Raw genomic sequence first — 21,135 nt, 5'->3', positions numbered from 1 at the left:
TGTCCCCTGTTCGGGCGGCTGTGCCCGGGCGTGCGAACGCTCCGTGGTTGGGGCAGAGTGGGCACCGGAAGGAGGGCCGAATGTCCGAGACGAAACCGACGGTGACCGAGCGGTTCTTCCGGATCGCGATCGCGATCAAGGGCCTCGACGGCGCCCTGCAGGTGGTCGGGGCCCTGATCCTCGCGTTCGTCCCGGCGGCGACCGTCAGCGGGTTCACCCACGCGGTCATCACCCGCGACCTGCTCGGCGACCCGTCGGGCACGCTGGCGCGCCACCTGGAGTTGGCCACGGAGAACTTCCTCCACGGCGACACGAAGACGTTCGCGGTGGCGTACCTGCTGGCCCACGGCCTGATCAAGCTCGGCCTGGTGTGGGCGCTGGCCCGCAAGATCGTCCGCGCCTACCCGGTCGCGGCGATCATCCTGGCCGCGTTCGTGGTGTACGAGATCTTCCGCGCGGTGCACACCCACTCGATCGCGCTGCCGTTCTTCGCCGCGCTCGACGTCGTGATCATCGTCCTCGTGCTGCGGGAGTACCGGCAGCTCAAGCGCGGTTAGGCCGCACGCCGAGGACGCACGCCACCGGCGGGTCGAGGTCGAGCAGCTCGGTCCGGAGATCTTCGAACCCGGCTTCGGTGAGCAACCCGGCCAGCTCGGCGCCGGCGCGGCCGCGGAAGTGGCCGCGGACGCGCCGGGGCAGCGGGGCTGCGACACCAGCGCGATCCGGCCACCGGGCCGTAGCAGCCGGGCGATATCGCGAAGCCGGGCCGCCGCGTCGGGCCACATGCCGACCGTGTTGACCGCCAGCGCGGCGTCAAACGGCTCAGTGCGGAGGGCCAGGTCTTCGACCGGCGTGCAGAACAGGTGCACCCGGCCGGCCCGGACGGCGGCCCGGTTGCGGCGGCGGGCCTGGCGGATCATGACCGGGGAGTGATCGACGCCGACCACCGTGCCCCGGGTTGCGCGGGCGGCCAAGGCGGCGAGCGCCACCCCCGGACCGCACCCGGCTTCGAGCACGCGGTCGGTCGGGCGGACATCGAGCAGCCCGGCTGCCCACCGGTTGCGCGCCACGTTGGACGAGCGGTGGCCCATGACCCAGCCGGCGACGTGCCCGGCGGCCCCCGTCGGCCGGTGGAACTGCGCCGGGCCGCCGTGCCGGCCCCACCATCGCAGGCCGCGGTCCAGCATCTTCTCCGTGATTCCCATGAAGGCAGCGAAGCACTTAAAGTCGGCATCAAGTCAAGACCGGAACGGCCGTCCTACCTCGGGCCGGGTTCACGCGGCGACGGGAAACCGGACCGTGGTGCTGTCGACCTCCAGGGGTTCGACGTAGAGGGCGGTCGCGTTGTCCGAGCCGCCGCGGGACAGGGCTGCGTCGACCAGTTCGGCCGCCCCCGTGCCCGGCTGGGCCAGTACCGCGCGGATGCCGCTGCCGGTGAGCGGTTTGTGGACGCCGTCGCTGGTCAGCAGCAGGCCCGTCGTGGCCGACTCAGTCGTGCCGATTTCGTGGACTCCGGCCGTGCGGACGCTCGTGGTGACGACGTGCTCCATCCGCGGCGTCACCGGCTGGTGGCGGGCGCGGAAGAACTCCGCGAGGGTGTGGTCGGTGGTCAGGCGGCTCAGCGTGGTGCCGTCCCAGGCGTACGCGCGGGCGTCGCCGACCCAGGCGATGCGGTACCCGCCGGGCCCGGCCGGCATGGCGACGACGAGCACGGCGTCCCCGAGGGTCTGCTCGCGCACCGCCCGCTGGGCGGCGAGCACCGCCGCCACCGGTCCTTTGTGGACCGAGGTGCGCGCGGCGGCCGCGGCGGCGATCCGGGCGGCGCGCGCGGCGGCCGGATCGTCCCCGACTCCGTCGGCCAAGGCGAACGCGATGCCGGACCCACCGGCGGGGGCGTACGCCGCGACGGCGTCGGCGTTGAGCGAGCGCGGCCCCTGCGCGCTCGCGGTGTGCCAGCGCGGGTAACCCGGACGTGTCGTGATCATCGCGGCCTCCTCAGCACCTCTGCCACCCATGATCCGCGCCGAACCTAAGCGGCGGCTGAGACTTTCCGGTCGACGTAAGATCATTCGGTGGACGACAGCAAGGCGAGGACGGGACTCCGCGCACGAAACACGTCACGACGAACGTGGCGCTCGAGGTGTCCGGCTCGTCCGCGTCGGGCAGCGCGTACTTCACGGTGCTGCAAGCGGTTCCCGGGTTGCCGCTGCAGACGATCGCGGCGGGCCGGTACGAGGACCGCTTCACCCGAGACGAGGGCGGTTGGCGGTTCGCCGAACGCCGGGTGACGGTGGACCTCGTCGGGGACGTCAGTCACCACCTGCGCACCACGAAGAGGCCGTGAGCGAACCCACGGCCCCTTCGCGGAACTTTCAGCTCTGCAGGTCGTAAACCGTCTGCCCGTCGACCGTCGTCGCGGTGAAGGTGGCCGTCACCCACTCCGTGATGTCCGACGAACCGCCGCCGGGACCGCCGCCGCGGCCACCCTCGATGTAGTACTTCACCTCGCCGGCAGCCACGTACGCCTTGAACTCCGCCAGCGTCGGCGCCGGGTCCGAGCCGCTCCAGCCGCCGATGCCGATCACCGCCTTGCCGCTCGCCAGTTCCAGTGAAGCCGCGCTCTGCGAACCCGTGGTCGCCGCGGCCCACTTCGTCGTCGTCTTCGCCAGCAGCGAACCGATCGCGCCCGAAGCGGAATCGCCGCCACCGAAGCCGCCGCCAAAGCTGCCACCGAAACCGCCACCGAAACCGCCACCGAAACCGCCGCCGACGCCGCCACCGAAGCCGTCCGACGTCGGGCCGGAAGCCGGGATCGAGCCGCCGTGCGCCACCGAAGCCGTCTCGACGCCGTAAGCCGCCGACGACACGCCGATCGTCAAGACGACCGCCGTCGCCACGACCGCCACCACGCGGCGGGACGCCGGCACGCCCATCGCCAGCACCGTGCCCACCAGCACCCCGAGCACCGCGACGATCCAGCGCAACGCCGGGAACCACTCCGGTGTCCGGTCCAGCAGGATGAACGACCACACCGCCGTCACCACGACCATCCCGGCCAGCACCGCCCGCGGCGCCAGGTGCGCCCGGCCCTGCCACAGCGCGCGGCCGGAGATCGCGACCAGCGCGGCGATCGCCGGGGCCAGCGCCACCGAGTAGTACGGGTGCACGGTGCCGCTCATGAAGCTGAACACCAGCGCCGTCACCACCAGCCAGCCGCCCCACAGCACCAGCGCCGCCCGGGTGGGGTCCGTCCGCGGCGCCCGGCGCGTGAACCAGAGCCCGGCGACCAGACCGAGCAACGCCGCCGGCAGCAGCCACGAAATCTCCGTGCCGAAGCTGGCGCCGAACATCCGGAACAGGCCCGTCGACCCGCCGAAGCCGGTGTTGCCGCCCATGCCGCCGCCGTTGCCTTCGCCGCCGAAGATGCGACCCAAACCGTTGTAGCCCAACGCGAGTTCGAGCAGGCTGTTCCCCTCGGACCCGCCGATGTAGGGCCGCGACGACGCCGGCCACAGGTCCACCAGCGCGATGAACCAGCCCGCCGAGACGACCAGCGCCACCACCGCGCCGCCGAGGTGCAGCAGCCGCTTGCCGAGCGACGCCGGCGCCGCGATCAGGTACACCAGGCCGAACGCCGGCAGCACCAGGAACGCCTGCAGCATCTTCGTCAGGAAGCCGAACCCGATCGCGACTCCGGCCAGCGCCAGCCACCGCGGGCTCGCCTTTTCCGTGGCGCGGACGACGAAGTACGCGCCCGCCACCATCAACAGCACCAGCAGCGCGTCCGGGTTGTCGAAGCGGAACATGAGCGCCGCGACCGGCGTCACGGCCAGCACCGCGCCGGCCAGCAGCCCGGCGGCCGGACCGGAAGCCCGCTTCACCGTCAGGTAGAGGATCCCGACGGACGCAACGCCCATCAGCGCTTGCGGCGCCAGCACGGTGAAGCTCGAAAAGCCGAAGATCCGGGCGAACGCCGTGTCCACCCACAGGGCCGCGGGCGGTTTGTCGACAGTCAGCACGTTGCCCGAGTCCAGCGACCCGAACAGCCACGCCTTCCAGCTCTGCGTCCCGGACTGGACGGCGGCGGCGTAGAACGAGTTGCCGTAGCCGGAGGCGGTCAGGTTCCAGAAGTACAGCACCGCGGTCGCGGCCAGCAGCCCGGACACCGCCGGACGCACCCAGCGCGGTGGTGCGTGCGCGGCGGACTCCTTGCGGTGCCGGGGTTCGGAAACCGAGGCGGGCAGGACGGCGGTCATCAGTACTCCTTCGGGGTGGTCGCCTGGCGGCGGGGGTGGAACACCCAGCCGCGCAGGAGCAGGAACCGGAGCACCGTGGCGGCGAGGTTCGCCAGCACGAGCACGGTGATCTCCAGGACCAGGCCGGGGGTGGTGGATCCGTTGAGCAGGGCCAGCGAGCCGCTGGTCAGCGCGAGCCCGAGGCCGAAGACGAGCAGCCCTTCGAACTGGTGCCGCCCGGCGCCGGCGCGGCCGCGGATGCCGAACGTGAGCCGCCGGTTCAGCGCCGTGTTCCCGATCGCCGTCACCAGCAGCGCGGCGAAGTTCGCCGGCTGCGCGCCGACGACCGTGCGCAGCAGCAGGAACAGCACGAGGTAGGCGAGGGTGCTGCTGACGCCGATCGCGGCGAACCGCACCAGCTGCGTCACCAGCCGCGGCGGCACACCCGGCGCGTCCACCCCGATCGGCTGCCTGCCGAGCTGCTCGCGCAGCCGGCTGATCGGGATCTCCCCGGTGAACGTCGCTTTCGTGACGCGGGCGATGCCCTTGAGGTCCTCGGTGGCGGTGCGCACGATGTTGACCGACGAGTCCGGGTCGTCGACCCAGTCGACGGGCACCTCGTGGATCCGCAGTCCGGCGCGCTGGGCCAGGACGAGCAGCTCGGTGTCGAAGAACCAGCCGGTGTCCACGACGTGCGGCAGCAGCTCGCGGGCGACGTCGGCGCGGATGGCCTTGAAGCCGCACTGCGCGTCGCTGAACTTCGCGGCGAGCGTCGAGCGCAGGATCAGGTTGTAGCAACGGGAAATGAACTCGCGCTTCGGCCCGCGCACCACTCGCGCCCCCCGGGCGAGCCTGCTGCCGATGGCCAGATCGGAGTGCCCGGACAGCAGCGGCGCGACGAGCGGGCCGAGCGCCGCGAGATCGGTCGAGAGGTCGACGTCCATGTAGGCGAGCACGGCGGCGTCGGAGGCCCGCCAGACGGTGTTGAGCGCCCGGCCGCGGCCCTTCTCGTCGAGGTGGTGAACGGCCACCTCGGGGAACTCCCGGGCGAGCCGTTCGGCCACCTGCAGCGTCGCATCGGTGCTCGCGTTGTCGGCGACGGTGATCCGGTACGGGTAGGAGACGTGCGCGGCCAGGTGGGCGTGCAGCCGGCGGATGCACGGTTCGAGGTCGGCTTCTTCGTTGAACACCGGGATGACGACGTCGAGAACGGGCTGCGGACCGGCCAGGTCGACCGGGCCGGTCCCGGGCCGCGATGCGGGGGCGGTGGCTGTCATGCCCCCACGGTCGCGGCCGCCGCTTTGGTGATCGTGTGTTCTCTCTGTGCGGTTCCTGTGCAGCTCAGCTGTGCGCGCGCAGCGGCACGACGTTGCTCGGCAGGGACGCACGACCCGGCTCGCGCCGCGGAGCCGTCGGGCTGATCGTCAGCGTCACCAGGCTCGCGTACCTCGGGTGCCGGTCGACGTACACCTCGGGCACCGAGCAGGCCGCGGCCAGCACAGTGCGGTGGCGGTGCAGGTGCTCGAACGCCTCGCGGCCGTACAGCGAGACGACGATGTCCCCGCCGCGGGGGCGGCTCCACAGGATGGCCGGCAGGCGGCCGCCGGGCAGCCGCAGCCGGGGGAACACCGCCCGCAGCCGGTGCTGCAGCCGGATGGCGTGGACGCGGGCCCGCACCTGGCGGCGCCGCAGCACCGCCACGCCGAGCACGGCGACGAGGACCGCCGACGCCCACAGCGGACCGGCCCGGAGGGCGAAGGTCACCACGCCGTAGGGGAGCAGTGTCACGGCCAGGATTTCCCACCGCCAGTGGTAGATCCGCAACGGGAAGGTCGGTGGTGCGCTGGTCATTTCCGTGCTCCTTTCGGTCGGACGGCGGCGCAGGGAGCCGCCGAGGTGGCGCAGCAGCCGTCCGGCACCGGCGGCCAGCACGAGGGCGGCGACGATGACCGGCCCGGACGTCATGTCGGGATCCGGGTCTTCGGGGCGGGCTCGGGTTTGACGTCGCGGTCGCGGCCGAGCTGCCAGGTCCACCGCCAGCCGGCCCAGATCGCGACGGCGGAGCCGAGCAGCACGAGGACGAAGGCCTGCCCCACGAGCCCGTCGAGCGGGGCCAGGCGCAGCAGCACCAGCAGCGCCCACACCTGGGACGCGGTGAAGGGGATGACGATGCCGGCCGCGTAGACGCCGCGGCGCCAGCGGCTCCGGCCGGGAGCGGGGGTGTAGGGGTCCATGAAAGCCCTCCTCGAACATGCCGTGGATCCAGGAAACCGCCGGCTCGCCGAGTCCTGTGTGTCAGCTGACACAGAGCGCGGGATTCAGCTCGCCAGTCGTCGAAGTTCGGCCATGCGGTGGACGGTCACCCGTCTTCTGCCGGTGCTGATCACCCCGAGGCGCCGCAGCTCGCGCGTCGCGCGCGCCCAGGACTCCCGCGACATCGCCGCGGTCGTCGCCAGCTCGGCCTGGGTGGCGGGCACGGTGATCCGGATGTCGTCCCCGGACGGCACGCCGTGCTGGACGGCCAGCTGCATCAGCTGCGCGGCCACCCGCCGCGCGGCGGCGCCGCTGCCGACGTCCAGCCACTGGCGGGCCACCGACCGCAGGCGGTCGGAGAGCACGAGCAGCAGCGCCCAGGAGATCCGCGACCGCGTCCGGCACAGCGCGGCGAACCGGTCGCCGGGAACCTCCAGCACGTCGAGGTCGTCCAAGGCCTCGACGGTCGCCGAGCGGGGCAGATCGTCGATGGCGGCGAGCTCCCCGATGACGTCACCGGCCCCGCGCACGCCGACGACGACCTCGCGCCCGTCCGGCGTGCCGTGCACGATCCGCACGTGCCCGGACAGCAGCACGAGCGCGACCCGGGAGGGGTCGCCTTCCCGGCACACGATCTGCCCGCGCCGGTAGGAGCGCCGCGTGCCGGCCTCGGTCACCTCGCGGCGATCGGCCGGGGCGAGCTCGGCCCAGAAGCCGGTCGGTTCCACGGTCCCCACCTCGTTTCGCGCTACGCGGGCATGTCCTCCTGGCGGCGGGCGGCCGCCGGGATGTGGAGCCACCCGCGGAGCCGCTGGCTGCCGACCTTGATCGGCACGGTCTGGAAGTACGCCGTGTGGTCGATCCCCGGGTAGCCGTGCCGGACGACCGACCGGTGCATCTCCGGCGAAATGACGAGCACGAGGGGAGCGGCGGTGATACGCAGCTGCCGCCGGAGCTCGTTCGCGTCGACGAAGCGGCAGACGATGTCGACGTCTTCGCCGTACGGGCCGCGGCTGTCGTAGTGCACCTCGCCGGCGTGCACGGCGACCCGCAGCCGGAAGGCGAGCTCGGGATGGCTTTCGGCGTGCCGCCCGAGCAGCTCCGCCAGGGTCGGGACGACGGTGGTGAGCAGGACCGGTTTCGGCGCCTGGTCGACCGGCCGGACCAGGCACAGCGCGCCGTCGCCGCGGTCGACGAACCCGTCGCGGAACTTCTTGGTGATCCCGCCGGCCAGGAAGGCCTCGTCCAGCAGCTCGAACAGGACGGTGCGGAGCCGGGCCCGAGCCGGGTTGGTCCGCGTCGTCGAGCCTTCGATGTCGACCGCCACCATGGCCCGGTGGACGGGGACGTGTTGCGCTGGAGTATTCATGGCCCGCTCCTGCCTTCAGAATGAAACTGAAGTTCAGTCAAGGATACTGTAAGACGTGGAGCGTCGAGGGATCAACTGAGATGAATCGGTGTTATCTGTTCGGTGCGGGGATGTTCCGCTGAGCGTAACGTTTCAGTCCCAGCTTCGGTGGGCCGCCGATCAGGCCACTAGTGACGGGGAGTAGTATCGGTGCACTCATCGGGAGTACTGAAATTTCCTGAAGGGCGGCCCGCGTCGTGTCCCCAGCCCAGTCGCCCCGGCCCGCCCTCGCCCACCGCCTGCGCGCGCTCCGCGAGACACACTGGCCCGAGGCCGGGATCACCCAGGCTCAGCTCGCCCAGGCGCTCGGCGGGAGCAAACCGCTCAGCATCTCGCTCATCTCGTCGTGGGAGAACACCGACCGGCCGGTCGCACCGCCGAACCGGCGGCTCGAGGCCTACGCGACGCTGTTCGCGACCCGGCGGTCCCTGAGCGGCGCCACCCTGCGTGTCCTTCCCGTCGAGCAGCTGACGGACGAAGAGCGGGCCCAGCGCGACGAGCTCCTCCAGGAACTGATGTGGCTGCGTGAGGGCGGCGGCGGGTTCGTCCCGTCGGCGGCGGCGGACATCTGGACCTTCGACGCGGACCAGAACATCACCATCGTCTGCGCCCGGTTACCGGAGAAGTACCGCGCGCACCTGTCCTACGCGGACCCGGACAGCGCCGACTTCGTCTCGCTGTACACCTACGCCGACCCGGACGCGCTGATCGAGCTGTTCGGGCACATCCGCGCGCGCAACCCGGAGAACAACGTCAAGTTCTGCACCAGCGACGAGCTGGCGGCCGACGACTACACGAGCCACCTCGTCCTGCTCGGCGGCGTCGACTTCAACTCGGTGACCCGGACCGTCATCGAACGGGTGAAGCTTCCGGTGCAGCAGGTCCCCCGGGAGGCCGACGCGGAGCACGGCGGGTTTCTCGTGACGGAAAACGGTGACTCGAAGCTGTTCGAACCGAAGCTCGACAGCCAGGAGCACCTGTTGGAGGACGTCGCCCACTTCTACCGGGACGAAAGTCCGTTCAACCGGAAGCGCACCGTGACCGTGTGCAATGGTATGTACGGTCGTGGCACGCTGGGCGCGGTTCGCGCGCTGACGGACGCGCGTTTTCGCGACCGTAACACCGCGTATGTGCGTGAGCGCTTCGGCGATGTGGAATCCTTCAGCATCATCAGCCGCGTGCCCGTCGTCGGGGGACAGGGGCTGACCCCCGACTGGACCCTCGAGGAGAACCGGTTGCACGAGTGGCCCGAGGCTGCCGGGTGAGCCCGCGGCAGCACGAGTCGCACCAGGACCTCCTGGCGCACTTCGGCACCGAGGACGTTTCCCGCGCGGCGATGGACGCCATCATCATGCCCACCGCGCGTCCGGCTCCCTACCTGCGGCAGGCCATCGCGGCGGCCAAGGCCCAGGACGCGTTCCTGCTCTTCCTGTGCAGCAAGTTGTCGACGATCTCCGGCGCGGTCCTGGAGGCGAAGAACGCCGGGGTCCGCGCGCTCGCCATCGACACCGACCTGCTCAACCCGGGGCTGGTGCCCACCTTCGCCGCGGACGAGATCGTGCGCTTCACCCGGTTCCGGCGGCAGACCGACACGAGCTACAAGCGCAACCTGGGGCTGCTCATCGCGGTGCTCGCCGGCTGGAAGCGAATCCTGTTCCTCGACGACGACATCGAACTGCCGAACCCCGCCGACCTCGGCGTCGCGGCCGGTCTGCTCGGCGAATACCCCGTGGTCGGGCTGGCCAACGCGGGCATGCCGGACAACTCCGTCGTCTGCCACGCGATCCGGGACGCCGGGCAGAAGCAGGACACCTTCATCGGCGGCGGCGCGCTGGCGGTCGGTGAAGCCGCGTTCAGCTCGTTCTTCCCGAACATCTACAACGAAGACTGGTTCTTCCTGCTGGACGGCATGAAACTGCGGCCGTCCGCGACCACGGGCACGGCGATCCAGAAGGACTACGACCCCTACCGGGACGTCCGCCGCGCCCGCGGCGAGGAACTGGGTGACACGCTGGCCGAAGGCGTGTTCGGCCTCTTCGACAGCCACCTGGGCCTGGCCCACGCCGACCGGGCGTACTGGCGGGAGTTCCTCGCCGACCGCCGCCGGATCATCCGGGACACCATCAAGCTGGTGCAGGCCGCGCCGATCGAGGCGGGCCAGCGGACGCGGATGGTCGACTCGCTCAAGGCCGCGATCGGCCGCAGCGAACTGATCAGCCCCCAGCTGTGCGTGCGGTACCTCCGGGCCTGGCAGGAGGACTGCGTGCGCTGGCGGCAGCGGATCACCGACCTCCGGCGCGATCACCACGGCGGTGCCGGGGTCGAGCACGCCGTCGCCGCGCTGGGGATCCCGCTGGAGGCTCAGGCCGGGGTCGACGTCCGGCTCAGCACCGGCGCGAAGCGGCGACCGAGTCTGCCTCGGTCCGCGGCACGGGTGTGATCGGCACCAGGTCCCTGACCAGCACGTAACACGCTTCCTCCTCGGTCAGGACCGTGCCGTCCGGCGTGGTCGTCCGCGCCAGGCAGATGACCTCGCCGTGGCCCCAGTCGCGGTAGCCGAGGTGCTTGTACAGGCGGGCGGCGTCGTGGTTGTCCGTCCGCACCGCGAGCGCGACGCGGTAGCGGCCCTTCTCGAGGAGGCGGCACTCGGCCGCGCGGACCAGTGCCGTGCCGACACCCCGCCGCCGCAGGTCCGGGTGGACCTGCAGGTGCGTGATCAGCGGAACGCCCGGCAGGTGCCGGGAGATGTCGGCCTCTTCCGCCTCCTCCAGCCACAGGTAGACGACGCCGGCGGCCCGGTTCCCCAGCCAGCCCAGGAACAGCACGCCGTCGTTTTTCCGCTGCCGTTCGAAGCGATCGCCGAAGAAAGCGCGGTCACCGAGCGCGGTGGCGAACGGTTCCAGGTCTGCCGAACCGGCCGGCCGTACGTGAGGCTCGGTCATCAGCAGGAACTCCTGTTCGCCTGGGCACCACCAGTGTGCCGGAGTGAGCCGGTTCTTGACCAGGTTGCCCGGGCCCGGACCGGCGTCACACCCTGCTTTCGTCGTGTCTCAGACGGTCGCAGTCAGGTCGTACACCGTTACGCCGTCCACAGTGGACGACTGGTAGTGCCCCGATACCCACTCCGCGATCTGCTCGGCCGCGTCCGAGCCGCTGTTGCCGGCCATCGACACGCCTTCGCCCAGGAAGTAGTGGATCCGGCCGCTCGCCACGTACTGCCGGAACTGCTCCAGCGTCGGGTAGGGGTCGGTGCCGTTGAAGCCGCCCACGGCCAGCACCGGGGCTCCGCTCGCGAGCTGGTAGCCCGCTGCCGCGTTGGACAGCACCGTCGCCGCCGTCCACGTGTACTTCGACGCGTCCTGCTTCAGCAACGCCGTCAGTTCGGCGCCCGGGGTCGTCGTGCTCAGGAGCGCGCCCGGGCCGCCGCCGCGGCCGCCGCCGAAGCCGCCGCGGGGGCCGCCCGGGCCTCCGAAGCGGCCGCCGAAGCCGGATGACGGCCCGGCCGACGGGATTGCTCCGCTGTGCGTCGTGGCCGCCGTCGCCAGCGTGTACGCCCCGGTGCCCGCGAGCACCACGACCAGCGAAAACGCGGCCACGAGCGAAGCCGCCGAGCGGGTCAGGTGCGGGGCGAAGAACAGCGCCACCGCCGCCAGCAGACCGGCCACCAGGACCGTCGGGGCCAGCCACGGGCGCCACGACGAGCCCAGCAGCAGGTACGCCGTCAGCGCCGTCACCGCCACCCCGCCGCTGAGCAGGCCCGCCGCCGCCGGGTGGGCGCGCAGGCGCCACAGCTGGACCGCCGCCGTGCCGGTCAGCGCCGCCACCGCCGGGGCCAGCGCGACCGTGTAGTACGGGTGGATGATCCCGCCCATGTAGCTGAACACCAGCGCCGTCACCAGCAGCCAGCCGCCCCACAGGAGCAACGCCGCCCGGGAGGCGTCCGTGCGCGGGGCCCGGCGGGTGAACCACAGCCCGGCGCCCAGCGCCAGCAGCGCGGCCGGCAGCAGCCAGGCGATCCCGCCCGCCATCTCGCTGCCGAACAGCCGGGTCAGGCCCGTCGAACCCCAGCCGCGCCCGGCGCCGCCGCCGACGCTGCCGACCTCGTCGCCGGTGAGGCGGCCGAAGCCGTTGTAGCCGAAGACCAGCTCCCACAGCGAGTTCGTCTGCGAGCCGCCGATGTACGGCCGGTCCGCGGCCGGCCACAGGGCCACGACGACGAGGTACCAGCCCGCGGCGGCGATCGTCGCGGCGAGCGCGCCGAGCAGGTGCAGCAGCCGTTTGCCGAGCGCCACGGGGGCCGCGACGAGGTAGGCGAGCGCGAACGCGGGCAGCACGAGGAACGCCTGCAGCATCTTCGCCAGGAACCCGAAGCCGACCGCGACCCCGGCCAGCGCCAGCCAGCGCGGGCTCGCCTTCTCGCAGGCGCGCACCACGCAGTACGCCGCCGCCACCAGGAGCAGCACGAGCAGGGCGTCCGGGTTGTCGAACCGGAACATCAGCGCCGCGGCGGGCGTGAGAGCCAGCACCAGGCCCGCGACGAGCCCGGCCGCCGGGCCGGAAGAGCGGCGGACGGTCGCGTACAGCAGCCAGACCGAGCCGACGCCCATCAGCGCCTGCGGCACCAGGATGCTCCACGCGTTCACGCCGAACAGCCGGGCCGACAGGCTCATCACCCACAGGGCGGCCGGGGTCTTGTCGACGGTGATCGCGTTGGCCGCGTCGCTCGAGCCGAAGAACAGCGCCTTCCAGCTCTGCGATCCCGCCTGCGCGGCCGCGGAGTAGAACGCGTTCGCCCAGCCGGAGGCGCCGAGGTCCCAGAGGTAGAGCGCGGCCGTCCCCAGCAGGAGGACGGCCAGGAGCGGGCGGTGCCAGTAACGACGAGCTGGTGCGGTCGGGGATGCGGCGGTCTCGCGGGACGCGAGATCGGCTTCTTTTCGGGGGCTCCGGGTGGCGGAGCCCCCGGCCCGGGGCGAAGCCCCGGATGTCACAGCGCTCATGCCGTCAGCTTCCGGTGCCCAGCTGGGGCCGGCTTGTGTCGATGCTGTGCACGCGCTGTGCGGGCACGGCCACCGGCAGGCGCACGGCGAACTCCGTCCGGCCGGGCCTGCTGTGCACCTCGATCGTGCCGTGGTGGGCCACCACGACGGCGGACGCGATCGCCATCCCCAGCCCGGTGCTGCCGGCGTTGCGCGACCGCGAGGAGTCGCCGCGGGCGAACCGCTCGAAGACGTCCGGCAGCAGGTCCGGCGCGATGCCCGGGCCGTCGTCGGTCACCGTGAGCACGGCGCTGCCGTCGACCGAGCGGGCCAGCGCCGTCACGACCGTGGTGCCCGGCGGGGTGTGCGTGCGGGCGTTCGCCAGCAGGTTGGCCAGCACCTGGTGCAGCCGCTGGACGTCGCCGAACACGAGCACCGGGTCCGGTGGCAGCTCCAGCAGCCAGCGGTGCTGCTGCCCGGCGGCCCTGGCGTCCCCGACGGTGTCGGCGACCAGGCGCGTGAGGTCGACGTCCCGCACGTCCAGCGGCCGGCCCGTGTCGAGGCGGGCGAGCAGCAGCAGGTCCTCGACCAGGGCCGTCATCCGGACGGCCTCGGACTGGATCCGGCCCATCGAGTGGGCGACGTCCGGCGGGACCAGCGCGCTGCCGCGGGCGGCCAGCTCGGCGTAGCCGCGGATCGCGGCCAGCGGCGTGCGCAGCTCGTGGCTGGCGTCCGCGACGAACTGCCGCACCCGGATCTCGCTCTCGTGGCGCGCTTCGAGCGCTTGGGCGACGTGCCCGAGCATCAGGTTCAGGGCCGAGCCGACCTGGCCGACCTCCGTGCGCGGATCGGTGTCGCCCGCCGGGACGCGGATGGACAGCGCCACCTGGCCGCGGTCGAGCGGCAGTTCGCTGACGCGCCCGGCGGTGGCCGCGACGCGGTCGAGCGGGCGCAGCGTGCGGCGGACCGCGAACGCGCCGAGGAAGGCCGCGCCGAGCACGCCCGCCGCGGCGACGCCGAACAGGATCAGCCCGACGGTGAGCAGCGTGTCGGTCACCGGTTTCAGCGGCAGGCCGGTGACCACGACTTCGGACGTCCCGGCGACCGGCAGCGCCATCAGGCGGTACTCGCCGAGGTCGGCGAAGGACAGCGTGTGCGGCCTGCCGTCGGTGGGCACCGAAAGCATGACGGCCTGCTGCTCGGCGGTCAGGTACAGCCGTCCGCCGTGCTCGGCGATGCTGTCGTCGTGGACGAGTTCCCGCCCCGCGAAGGTGGCGCTCACCGTGCCGACGTTCTGCCCGAGCGGGTGCTGGCCCTGGTTCTCCGGCGGCGGACCGCCGTCCAGCGGCGGGGCGTTGCTCGCGAACACCAGGGAGCGGTTCGCCGCGGCCGAGAGCTGCTGGTCGACCTGGCGGGTGAGGAACAGGTCGAGCGCGAACTCGCTGACCACGCCGACGATCAGGCACACCACGGTGAGCAGCACGACCATCGAGCCGGTCAGTTTCGCGCGCAGCGAAAGCCGCCCCCGGCGGGGACGTGACGGGACGGTTCGCGCGGCCATGGACCCAGCGTCCGTCCGCGCGGTGTGTGCCGGTTGTGCGCTGCCTGTGAAGCGGCTGTGGGGGTGCGCCCGCGGTCACAGCGACGGCTGACGGCGGGCACAGTCCGCGCACAGCGAGCGGCTCCACCGTGGATCTCATCCGAACAAGACGTCCAGGAGCGAAACCATGACGACACCGCAGGCACCGTCCACACCGGACCAGACGTGGGGCGCGGCACCCGCACCGGCCCCGAAGCCGGCTCGGTCGCCGGGCCGCAAGATCGCGGCGGGCGCCGTCGCCGCGGTGATCGTGGCCGGCGGGGGAGCGGCGATCTGGGCCGCGTCTTCGTCGGCGGCCACCGGCACGCAGGCCGGACCGGGCGCCCCCGGCGGCACGCCGGGCGGCGGCCTCGGCGCGGCGCTGCACGGCGAGTACGTGTCGTCCGACGGCAACGGCGGCTACGTCACGAAGATCATGCAGACGGGTGAGGTGACGGCGCTGAGCGCGACGTCGCTGACCGCGAAGAGCGACGACGGCTTCTCGAAGACGTACACGATCACGTCCGCCCAGGCGACCGGCCTGGCCACGGGCGACACGGTCACGGTGGTGGCCACGGAGTCCGGCAGCACGGCGACCGCGACGTCGGTGACGGACGGCGAGGCGGGACCGCAAGGCCAGGGCAACCCGCCTTCCGGTGCCCCCACCCGGACCGGCTGACCCGGCGGCCCCGGGGGTCAGCGGCGGTCGTAGTCGACCGCGACCTCCGGGGTCGTCGCGCGCGAGCGGCACGTCAGGATCCGGTTCGCCGCGACGTCGTCCTCGGTCAATGCGTACCGGACGTCCATGTCGACCTGGCCGTGCAGCAGCGTCGCCCGGCACGTGCCGCACGCGCCGCCCGTGCACGAGTACGGCACCTCGTACCCGGCCCGCAGCGCCGCGTCCAGCACCGTCTCCCCGGCCTTGGCCGTGACGCACGTCGTCGTGCCGCCCAGCGTCAGCGCCACCTGCGCCGGCGTGCCCGCCGGGTCGTGCAGGGGTGCCGCGCCGCGGAACAGTTCGAAGTGGACGTTCTCCTCCGGGACGTCCGCGTCGGCCAGGGTCCGGCGGGCCAGCTCCAGCAGGCCGCGCGGCCCGCACAGGAACCACTCGTCGACCTTCGCCGGGTGCAGCCGGTTCTGCAGCAGCGCGCGCAGCCGCGTGCCGTCGAGCCGCCCGCGCTGGTAGCGCACGTGCGAGATCGCCAGCGCCTCGCCGACGGTGTCGAAGTGCCGGGGCCGGTGCGCGTGCAGGTCCGGGTCGCGCTCGTCGGTGCGGTAGTGGACGACGTGCAGCCGTCCGCCGAACCCCTCGGCGAGCGCGCTCAGCTCCGCGGCGAACAACGTCGTCGCACCCGAGGTGTTGACGTACAGCAGCGTCGCCCGGCTGTGCGGCTCGGCCGTCAGCGTGCTGACCAGGATGGACAGCACCGGCGTGATGCCGCTGCCGGCGGCCAGCGCCACGTAGTGCCCGGTCCGCGACGGATCCGGGGTGAGCGTGAACGCGCCCGACGGCGGCAGGACGTCGAGGTGGTCGCCCGCGGCCAGCGCCGTCGTCGCGAAGCCGGAGAACGCGCCGCCGGGCCGCCGCTTCACCGCGATCCGCAGCTCGCCCGTGTCCGCCGGCGCGCAGATCGAGTACGTCCGCCGCACGGAACGGCCGTCGACCACCGCCCGGACCGCCACGTGCTGGCCGGGGGAGAACCGGAACTCCGGCGCCAGGTGCGGCGGGACGTCGAAGGTGATCGCGACGGCGTCCGCGGTCAGCGGCCGGACCTCCCGCACCCGCAGGCGGTGGAACCGGCTCGGGCGCGTGCGGTCCGGTGGCTCGGGGCCGGGCTCGCGGTCGCCGAGGTCGTCGGCCAGCCGCCGCCACGCGCGGTACTCCGCCGGCGTCAGCTCGCGGCCCCACGCCGTGATGATGGGGACGTCGCGGGCGAGGTAGGCGTCCCGGTTGTCCCGCCACGCCCGCAGGTAGCGGTAGAACGGCACGGCGGGGTGCAGGTGGTGCACCAGGTGGTAGTTCTGGAACAGCATCATCGGCGTCATCAGCCACTCCAGCCCCACCCGCACCCGCGTGGTGCCGAACTTGTCGCGCGGCTTCGCGGCGGGCAGGCCGTGGTGCGGCAGCCAGTCGAACCACCACGCGAGCACGGCGAGCCCGATCCGCTGCGGCAGCAGGTAGCCCAGCAGCAGTTCCCGGCCGTGGCCGCAGGCGATCAGCATCGCGGCCGTGGCGGACGCCAGCGACAGCAGCACGATCGTCTCCGCCCGTTCCGGTGCCGGGCGGGTGCGCACGCGGGCGGTGTAGAACCGCGCGTACCAGAGGTCGATGGTGAGCCAGCGGAACGGCAGCGACCACCAGGCTCCCTGCGACGTCCAGGCGTCGGGATCGGTGTGCGAGTCCGCATTCGTGTTGCGGTGGTGTTCACTGTGGATGAACCGGAGCAGCGGAAAGGACGCGTACGCCGCGACGAACGGCATCGCCAGCCGGCCGAGCAGCTCGTTGACCCATGTCAGCTTCCCTGCGGCGTGGTGCGCGGATTCGTGCACCACGGTGAACATGGTGAAGGTGACGATCGCGTGCAGCGGCACGGTGTACACCGGCGGCGCGATCCCGGCCAGCAGGAGCCACGTCGCGGTGGCCCAGAGCGCGGCACCGCCGGTGAACAACAGGAGGGTGGGCACCGAGAGGCGCGGCAGCGGGATGCGGGGCGAGGGCACCGAGCGCGGCGCGGGCACGCCGGCCGACGGCGAGGTTCCGGACGTCCGGGAGCCACGCGGCGAGGTATCCACGACGGGCATCGAGCGGTCTCCTCGGTCGAGAAGCTCCTGGCGAGGCGGGAGTCACCGTAGACAACGCGACGGGGTTTGTAAACGTCGCACCACGCTTCGAAAAAAGGTCTGGGCCAGCCGAACGCAAGCGGCAGGTAAGCTGCGCCTGTGAAGGCCGTCACCCCACCCGCACCCGCGCGCACCCGGGAGCGGCTGCTCGACGCGGCGGCCGAACTCACCGCCGGCGACGGCTGGGCCGCGGTGACGATGGGCAAACTGGCCGCGCACGTCGGCGTCAGCAGGCAGACCGTCTACAACGAACTCGGCTCCAAGGCCGAGCTGGCGGAGGCGTTGCTGCTACGGGAAACCGAGCGCTTCGCCGAGCGCGTGGCCGAGGGCGTCGCCGCCCACCCGGGCCGCCCGGCCGACGGCGTCACCGCCGCGTTCCGCGGAAGCCTCGAAGCGGCCAGGACCAACCCCCTCCTCCTGATCGCCCTCGGCGTCCGGCAGGCCGGCCGCGACGACTTCCTCCCGCTGCTGACCACCCGGCCCGAAGCCGTGCTCGAGCGTTCGGTCGACGCGGTGGCGGCCCTGTTCGCGGGGTCCTATCCGGACGTGGGCCTGACGCGGTCGGAGTGGACGGTGGCGGTCGAGGTCTTCGTCCGGCTGCTGCTGTCCCACCTGGTGCAGCCGAGCGGCTCGGTGGCGCAGGCGAGCGGTCAGCTGCGCTGGGTGATCGGCCGGATCCTGGGAGCCTGACTCCGCGCGGTTCGGCCGGGCTGCCGGGGCCCGGTCCCGCGGGCGGTTCCTCCGCCTGAGCCACGCATCCGGGCCGCCGGAACCGCCGGGCGATCGGCCCGCCGCCGGGGCGCCTGACCTCGCAGGTGGCCCCCGGCCCGGTCACGAACGCCACTGGCCTAGACTCGGATGTCCCGGTCTGCAGGTGACCGGGGGCATTTCCGCAGGATTGCCCACCACCTTCGTTACCGCTCGAGGAGAAGACCTTGAAGAGCACCGTCGAGCAGCTGAGCCCGACGCGAGTCAAGATCAATGTCGAGGTGCCGTTCGACGAGCTCAAGCCGAACTTCGACCGCGCCTACCGCAAGATCGCCCAGCAGGTGCGCATCCCGGGCTTCCGGCCCGGCAAGGCGCCCGCTCGCGTCCTGGAAAGCCGGATCGGGCGTGGCCCGGTGCTCGACGAGGTCGTCAACGAGGCCATCCCGGCCAAGTACATCGAGGCCGTCCGCGCCAACGAGGTCCGCACGCTCGGCAACCCCGAGTTCGACGTGACCAAGCTCGAGGACCGCGACGTCCTCGAGTTCACCGCCGAGGTCGACGTGCGCCCGGAGATCGAGCTGCCCGACCTGGACGGCTTCGCCGTCACCGTCGACGACGTCGAGCTGACCGACGCGGAGGTCGACGAGCAGCTCGACGAGCTGCGCGCCCGCTTCGGCACGCTGACCGGCGTCGAGCGCCCGGCCGAGAACGGCGACTTCGTCTCGATCGACCTGTCCGCCGCCGTCGACGGCGAGGCCGTCGAGGAGGCGAGCACCTCCGGGCTGTCCTACGAGATCGGCTCCGGCCAGCTCGTCGACGGCATCGACGAGGCCATCGTCGGCGCGAACGCCGGCGAGACGAAGACGTTCACCACCCAGCTCGTCGCCGGGGAGCACGCCGGCAAGGACGCCGAGGTGACCGTGACCGTCCAGTCGGTCAAGACGCGCGAGCTGCCCGAGGCCGACGACGAGTTCGCCCAGATGGCCAGCGAGTTCGACACGATCGAAGAGCTGAAGAACGACCTGCGCGAGCGGCTCGGCCGCGTCAAGAAGATGCAGCAGGGCGTCCAGGCCCGCGACAAGGTGCTCGACGAGCTCCTGGAGCGCACCGAGGTCCCGATCCCGGAGAAGGTCCTCGACGCCGAGATCGAGAACCGCAAGCACGACGCGATCCACCCGTTCGACCACGACGAGGCCCAGTTCGCGAAGGCCCTCGAGGCCGAGGGCCGCACGCTCGAGGAGTTCGACGCGGAGACCCGCACCGAGTCGGAGAAGGCCGTCCGCACGCAGCTGCTGCTGGACACCATCGCCGACAAGGAAGAGGTGTCGGTCAACGACGGCGAGCTCACCGAGCGGATCATCTACCAGGCCCAGCGCTTCGGGATCAGCCCGGACGAGTACGTCCAGCGCGCCCAGCAGTCGGGTCAGCTGACCGCGATCTACGCCGACGTGCGCCGCGGCAAGGCCCTCGCCTCGGTCGTCCGCAAGGCCACCGTCACCGACGGCTCCGGCGCCGAGGTCGACCTTTCGGAGCTCTTCGGCACCGACGAGCCGGCAAGCGAGGAGACGCAGGCCACCGACGAGACGGCGAAGACTCCGGCGGAGTGAAGCTGTGAGCGAACTTGGGCGGTGTCAGGCATTCTGCACCGCCCGAGTTCGTTAGGGTCGGATACAAGATCTCAAGCATCTGAAACGACAGCGGCGGCCGTCAGCACCGGGCCGCCGCCGGCGAAAAGGCAGGCAGACGTGACGCAGCACACGCCCGAGGCGCGGACCGGCACCGCAGGGCTCACCCTCACCGACTCGGTGTTCGAGCGGTTGCTCCAGGAGCGCATCGTCGTCCTCGGTTCCGAGGTCAACGACGAGATCGCCAACCGGATCACCGCGCAGCTGTTGCTGCTCGACGCGGACGACGCCGAGTCCGACATCCGCTTCTACATCAACTCGCCGGGTGGTTCGGTCACCGCCGGGTTCGCCATCTACGACACCATGCAGCTGATCCGCCCGGACGTGGCGACCTACGCGATGGGCATGGCGGCTTCGATGGGGCAGTTCCTGCTGTCCTCGGGCACCCCGGGCAAGCGGTACGCCCTCCCGCACGCGCGCATCCTGATGCACCAGCCCTCGGCCGGTGTCGGCGGCACGGCGTCGGACATCGCGATCCAGGCGGACCTGTTCAACAAGTGGAAGCGGGAGCTGGCGCAGATCACCGCGGACCAGACCGGCCAGACGGTCGAGCAGATCATCAAGGACGGCGACCGCGACCGCTGGTTCACCGCGCAGGAGGCGAAGGACTACGGCTTCGTGGACCACGTCCTCACCGCCGACATCGCCCGTCCGGGCTCCCGCTGAGCCCGAAGCACCAAGGAGACTTTCGATGAGCAACTTCAGGCTCCCGGGTGATGACTTCCGGGCTCCGAACATCCCCCAGTCGCGGTACATCCTGCCGTCCTACGTCGAGCGCACCAGCTACGGCGTCAAGGAGTCGAACCCGTACAACAAGCTGTACGAAGAGCGGGTCATCTTCCTCGGCGTGCAGGTGGACGACGCGTCGGCCAACGACGTGATGGCCCAGCTGCTGCACCTCGAGCACGAGGACCCGGACCGCGACATCCTGGTCTACATCAACTCGCCGGGTGGTTCGTTCACCTCGCTGATGGCGATCTACGACACCATGCAGTTCGTCCGCCCGGACATCCAGACGTACTGCCTCGGCCAGGCCGCCTCGGCCGCCGCGGTGCTGCTGGCGGCCGGCACGCCGGGCAAGCGCTACGCGCTGCCGAACTCGCGCGTGCTGATCCACCAGCCGGCCACCGAGGGCACGTACGGCCAGGTCTCGGACCTGGAGATCCAGGCGAACGAGATCCAGCGGGTGCGGCGCCAGATGGAGGTCATCCTGGCCAAGCACACGAACAAGGACCCGGACCAGATCCGGACCGACATCGAGCGCGACAAGATCCTGACGGCCGAGGAGGCCAAGGCGTACGGCATCATCGACGAGGTGCTGCCGTACCGCAAGGCGTCGGCTCTTTGAGATCCGCCAGGCCGGTGTGTGTCGAGAAGACGACACACACCGGCATCCTGGTTTAGGGTCGCCCTCTGACGTGCTCCCGACAGCTCGTGGGTGTTCCCGCTC

The 21,135-nt window shown here is 72.0% G+C and carries 20 protein-coding genes and 2 pseudogenes; 9 read left to right on the top strand and 13 right to left on the bottom strand.

The features are described from left to right. Positions 1 to 80: 80 nt before the first annotated feature. Positions 81 to 557: a DUF2127 domain-containing protein gene (locus ACLJPY_RS17415; protein ID WP_410589687.1), complete on the top strand. Its 477-nt coding sequence runs from the start codon at positions 81 to 83 to the stop codon at positions 555 to 557. Here the strand turns inward: ACLJPY_RS17415 and ACLJPY_RS17410 are convergent. The 3 genes and pseudogenes from ACLJPY_RS17410 to ACLJPY_RS17400 form a co-directional block, all read right to left on the bottom strand. Further along, positions 544 to 783, bottom strand: coding sequence for a hypothetical protein (locus tag ACLJPY_RS17410; RefSeq protein ID WP_410589686.1), 240 nt, complete (start codon positions 781 to 783; stop codon positions 544 to 546). The two genes, ACLJPY_RS17415 and ACLJPY_RS17410, sit on opposite strands and share 14 nt — an antisense overlap. Continuing rightward, positions 696 to 1,091, bottom strand: a pseudogene (locus ACLJPY_RS17405) (class I SAM-dependent methyltransferase); the annotation flags it as partial. The pseudogene ACLJPY_RS17405 and the gene ACLJPY_RS17410, both read right to left, overlap by 88 nt. Before the next feature lie 183 nt (positions 1,092 to 1,274). Beyond that, a complete protein-coding gene (locus ACLJPY_RS17400; protein ID WP_410589685.1) occupies positions 1,275 to 1,985 on the bottom strand; it encodes a PP2C family protein-serine/threonine phosphatase in 711 nt (236 codons plus the stop codon). A gap of 116 nt (positions 1,986 to 2,101) precedes the next feature. Between ACLJPY_RS17400 and ACLJPY_RS17395 the strand changes: the two are divergent. Continuing rightward, positions 2,102 to 2,344, top strand: a pseudogene (locus ACLJPY_RS17395) (nuclear transport factor 2 family protein); the annotation flags it as partial. A 28-nt stretch (positions 2,345 to 2,372) separates the two neighbouring features. On the opposite strand, the gene ACLJPY_RS17390 reads toward ACLJPY_RS17395, so the two are convergent. The 6 genes from ACLJPY_RS17390 to ACLJPY_RS17365 form a co-directional block, all read right to left on the bottom strand. Beyond that, the gene (locus tag ACLJPY_RS17390) at positions 2,373 to 4,256 is read right to left on the bottom strand and encodes a glycosyltransferase family 39 protein (RefSeq protein WP_410589683.1); all 1,884 of its coding nucleotides are present in this window, start codon (positions 4,254 to 4,256) and stop codon (positions 2,373 to 2,375) included. Next, a complete protein-coding gene (locus tag ACLJPY_RS17385; protein ID WP_410589682.1) occupies positions 4,256 to 5,512 on the bottom strand; it encodes a glycosyltransferase in 1,257 nt (418 codons plus the stop codon). The genes ACLJPY_RS17390 and ACLJPY_RS17385 overlap by 1 nt, the downstream gene beginning before the upstream one ends. A 64-nt stretch (positions 5,513 to 5,576) precedes the next feature. After that, a complete protein-coding gene (locus ACLJPY_RS17380; protein WP_410589681.1) occupies positions 5,577 to 6,200 on the bottom strand; it encodes a hypothetical protein in 624 nt (207 codons plus the stop codon). Further along, positions 6,197 to 6,469: a hypothetical protein gene (locus ACLJPY_RS17375; protein WP_410589679.1), complete on the bottom strand. Its 273-nt coding sequence runs from the start codon at positions 6,467 to 6,469 to the stop codon at positions 6,197 to 6,199. The genes ACLJPY_RS17380 and ACLJPY_RS17375 overlap by 4 nt, the downstream gene beginning before the upstream one ends. An 84-nt stretch (positions 6,470 to 6,553) precedes the next feature. Next, positions 6,554 to 7,216: a Crp/Fnr family transcriptional regulator gene (locus ACLJPY_RS17370; RefSeq protein ID WP_410589677.1), complete on the bottom strand. Its 663-nt coding sequence runs from the start codon at positions 7,214 to 7,216 to the stop codon at positions 6,554 to 6,556. A gap of 20 nt (positions 7,217 to 7,236) precedes the next feature. Continuing rightward, positions 7,237 to 7,857 carry a hypothetical protein gene (locus ACLJPY_RS17365; RefSeq protein WP_410589676.1) on the bottom strand — a complete coding sequence of 207 codons (621 nt, stop codon included), beginning with the start codon at positions 7,855 to 7,857 and terminating at the stop codon, positions 7,237 to 7,239. 236 nt (positions 7,858 to 8,093) lie between these two features. On the opposite strand from ACLJPY_RS17365, the gene ACLJPY_RS17360 reads away from it, so the two are divergent. Beyond that, entirely contained in the window at positions 8,094 to 9,161 is a 1,068-nt protein-coding gene (locus tag ACLJPY_RS17360) for a helix-turn-helix domain-containing protein (RefSeq protein WP_410589675.1), read from the top strand. Continuing rightward, complete coding sequence (locus ACLJPY_RS17355; protein WP_410589674.1) at positions 9,158 to 10,336, top strand: hypothetical protein; 1,179 nt, start codon at positions 9,158 to 9,160, stop codon at positions 10,334 to 10,336. The genes ACLJPY_RS17360 and ACLJPY_RS17355 overlap by 4 nt, the downstream gene beginning before the upstream one ends. Here ACLJPY_RS17355 and ACLJPY_RS17350 read toward each other — a convergent pair. The 3 genes from ACLJPY_RS17350 to ACLJPY_RS17340 all read right to left on the bottom strand — a co-directional run bounded on the left by ACLJPY_RS17350 (position 10,281) and on the right by ACLJPY_RS17340 (position 14,433). After that, the gene (locus ACLJPY_RS17350) at positions 10,281 to 10,838 is read right to left on the bottom strand and encodes a GNAT family N-acetyltransferase (protein ID WP_410589673.1); all 558 of its coding nucleotides are present in this window, start codon (positions 10,836 to 10,838) and stop codon (positions 10,281 to 10,283) included. The genes ACLJPY_RS17355 and ACLJPY_RS17350 overlap by 56 nt on opposite strands. A gap of 108 nt (positions 10,839 to 10,946) precedes the next feature. Continuing rightward, positions 10,947 to 12,893 (bottom strand): glycosyltransferase family 39 protein, encoded by a 1,947-nt coding sequence (locus ACLJPY_RS17345; protein WP_410589672.1) that lies wholly within the window; start codon positions 12,891 to 12,893, stop codon positions 10,947 to 10,949. A 4-nt stretch (positions 12,894 to 12,897) separates the two neighbouring features. After that, positions 12,898 to 14,433: a sensor histidine kinase gene (locus ACLJPY_RS17340; RefSeq protein ID WP_410589671.1), complete on the bottom strand. Its 1,536-nt coding sequence runs from the start codon at positions 14,431 to 14,433 to the stop codon at positions 12,898 to 12,900. Positions 14,434 to 14,599: 166 nt separating this feature from the next. On the opposite strand from ACLJPY_RS17340, the gene ACLJPY_RS17335 reads away from it, so the two are divergent. Then, the gene (locus ACLJPY_RS17335; protein ID WP_410589670.1) at positions 14,600 to 15,130 is read left to right on the top strand and encodes a hypothetical protein; all 531 of its coding nucleotides are present in this window, start codon (positions 14,600 to 14,602) and stop codon (positions 15,128 to 15,130) included. Between the two features lie 17 nt (positions 15,131 to 15,147). Here the strand turns inward: ACLJPY_RS17335 and ACLJPY_RS17330 are convergent, their stop codons facing one another. Then, positions 15,148 to 17,253: a fatty acid desaturase gene (locus ACLJPY_RS17330; RefSeq protein WP_410589669.1), complete on the bottom strand. Its 2,106-nt coding sequence runs from the start codon at positions 17,251 to 17,253 to the stop codon at positions 15,148 to 15,150. A 138-nt stretch (positions 17,254 to 17,391) separates the two neighbouring features. On the opposite strand from ACLJPY_RS17330, the gene ACLJPY_RS17325 reads away from it, so the two are divergent. The 4 genes from ACLJPY_RS17325 to ACLJPY_RS17310 all read left to right on the top strand — a co-directional run bounded on the left by ACLJPY_RS17325 (position 17,392) and on the right by ACLJPY_RS17310 (position 21,033). Then, on the top strand, positions 17,392 to 17,982 hold the full coding sequence (locus ACLJPY_RS17325) for a TetR family transcriptional regulator (protein ID WP_410589668.1): 591 nt from the start codon (positions 17,392 to 17,394) through the stop codon (positions 17,980 to 17,982). 245 nt (positions 17,983 to 18,227) lie between these two features. Further along, on the top strand, positions 18,228 to 19,607 hold the full coding sequence (gene tig / locus ACLJPY_RS17320) for a trigger factor (protein WP_410589667.1): 1,380 nt from the start codon (positions 18,228 to 18,230) through the stop codon (positions 19,605 to 19,607). A 138-nt stretch (positions 19,608 to 19,745) separates the two neighbouring features. Continuing rightward, entirely contained in the window at positions 19,746 to 20,351 is a 606-nt protein-coding gene (locus ACLJPY_RS17315) for a ClpP family protease (protein ID WP_013228512.1), read from the top strand. Between the two features lie 25 nt (positions 20,352 to 20,376). After that, positions 20,377 to 21,033, top strand: a complete 657-nt coding sequence (locus ACLJPY_RS17310) for an ATP-dependent Clp protease proteolytic subunit (protein WP_410589665.1) — start codon at positions 20,377 to 20,379, stop codon at positions 21,031 to 21,033. Positions 21,034 to 21,135 lie beyond the last annotated feature (102 nt).

This window comes from Amycolatopsis sp. lyj-23 (assembly GCF_046549135.1).
Classification (GTDB): domain Bacteria; phylum Actinomycetota; class Actinomycetes; order Mycobacteriales; family Pseudonocardiaceae; genus Amycolatopsis.
This window is presented reverse-complemented; position numbering and strand designations above follow the sequence as displayed.

Excerpts from the sequence above, each read along its gene's own strand:
- ACLJPY_RS17310 (WP_410589665.1), top strand. The coding sequence starts at position 20,377 with ATGAGCAACTTCAGGCTCCCGGGTGATGACTTCCGGGCTCCGAACATC.
- ACLJPY_RS17415 (WP_410589687.1), top strand. The coding sequence starts at position 81 with ATGTCCGAGACGAAACCGACGGTGACCGAGCGGTTCTTCCGGATCGCG.
- ACLJPY_RS17345 (WP_410589672.1), bottom strand. The coding sequence starts at position 12,893 with ATGAGCGCTGTGACATCCGGGGCTTCGCCCCGGGCCGGGGGCTCCGCC.
- ACLJPY_RS17390 (WP_410589683.1), bottom strand. The coding sequence starts at position 4,256 with ATGACCGCCGTCCTGCCCGCCTCGGTTTCCGAACCCCGGCACCGCAAG.
- ACLJPY_RS17375 (WP_410589679.1), bottom strand. The coding sequence starts at position 6,469 with ATGGACCCCTACACCCCCGCTCCCGGCCGGAGCCGCTGGCGCCGCGGC.
- ACLJPY_RS17385 (WP_410589682.1), bottom strand. The coding sequence starts at position 5,512 with ATGACAGCCACCGCCCCCGCATCGCGGCCCGGGACCGGCCCGGTCGAC.
- ACLJPY_RS17350 (WP_410589673.1), bottom strand. The coding sequence starts at position 10,838 with ATGACCGAGCCTCACGTACGGCCGGCCGGTTCGGCAGACCTGGAACCG.
- ACLJPY_RS17365 (WP_410589676.1), bottom strand. The coding sequence starts at position 7,857 with ATGAATACTCCAGCGCAACACGTCCCCGTCCACCGGGCCATGGTGGCG.
- ACLJPY_RS17330 (WP_410589669.1), bottom strand. The coding sequence starts at position 17,253 with ATGCCCGTCGTGGATACCTCGCCGCGTGGCTCCCGGACGTCCGGAACC.
- ACLJPY_RS17380 (WP_410589681.1), bottom strand. The coding sequence starts at position 6,200 with ATGACGTCCGGGCCGGTCATCGTCGCCGCCCTCGTGCTGGCCGCCGGT.
- ACLJPY_RS17400 (WP_410589685.1), bottom strand. The coding sequence starts at position 1,985 with ATGATCACGACACGTCCGGGTTACCCGCGCTGGCACACCGCGAGCGCG.
- ACLJPY_RS17335 (WP_410589670.1), top strand. The coding sequence starts at position 14,600 with ATGACGACACCGCAGGCACCGTCCACACCGGACCAGACGTGGGGCGCG.
- ACLJPY_RS17340 (WP_410589671.1), bottom strand. The coding sequence starts at position 14,433 with ATGGCCGCGCGAACCGTCCCGTCACGTCCCCGCCGGGGGCGGCTTTCG.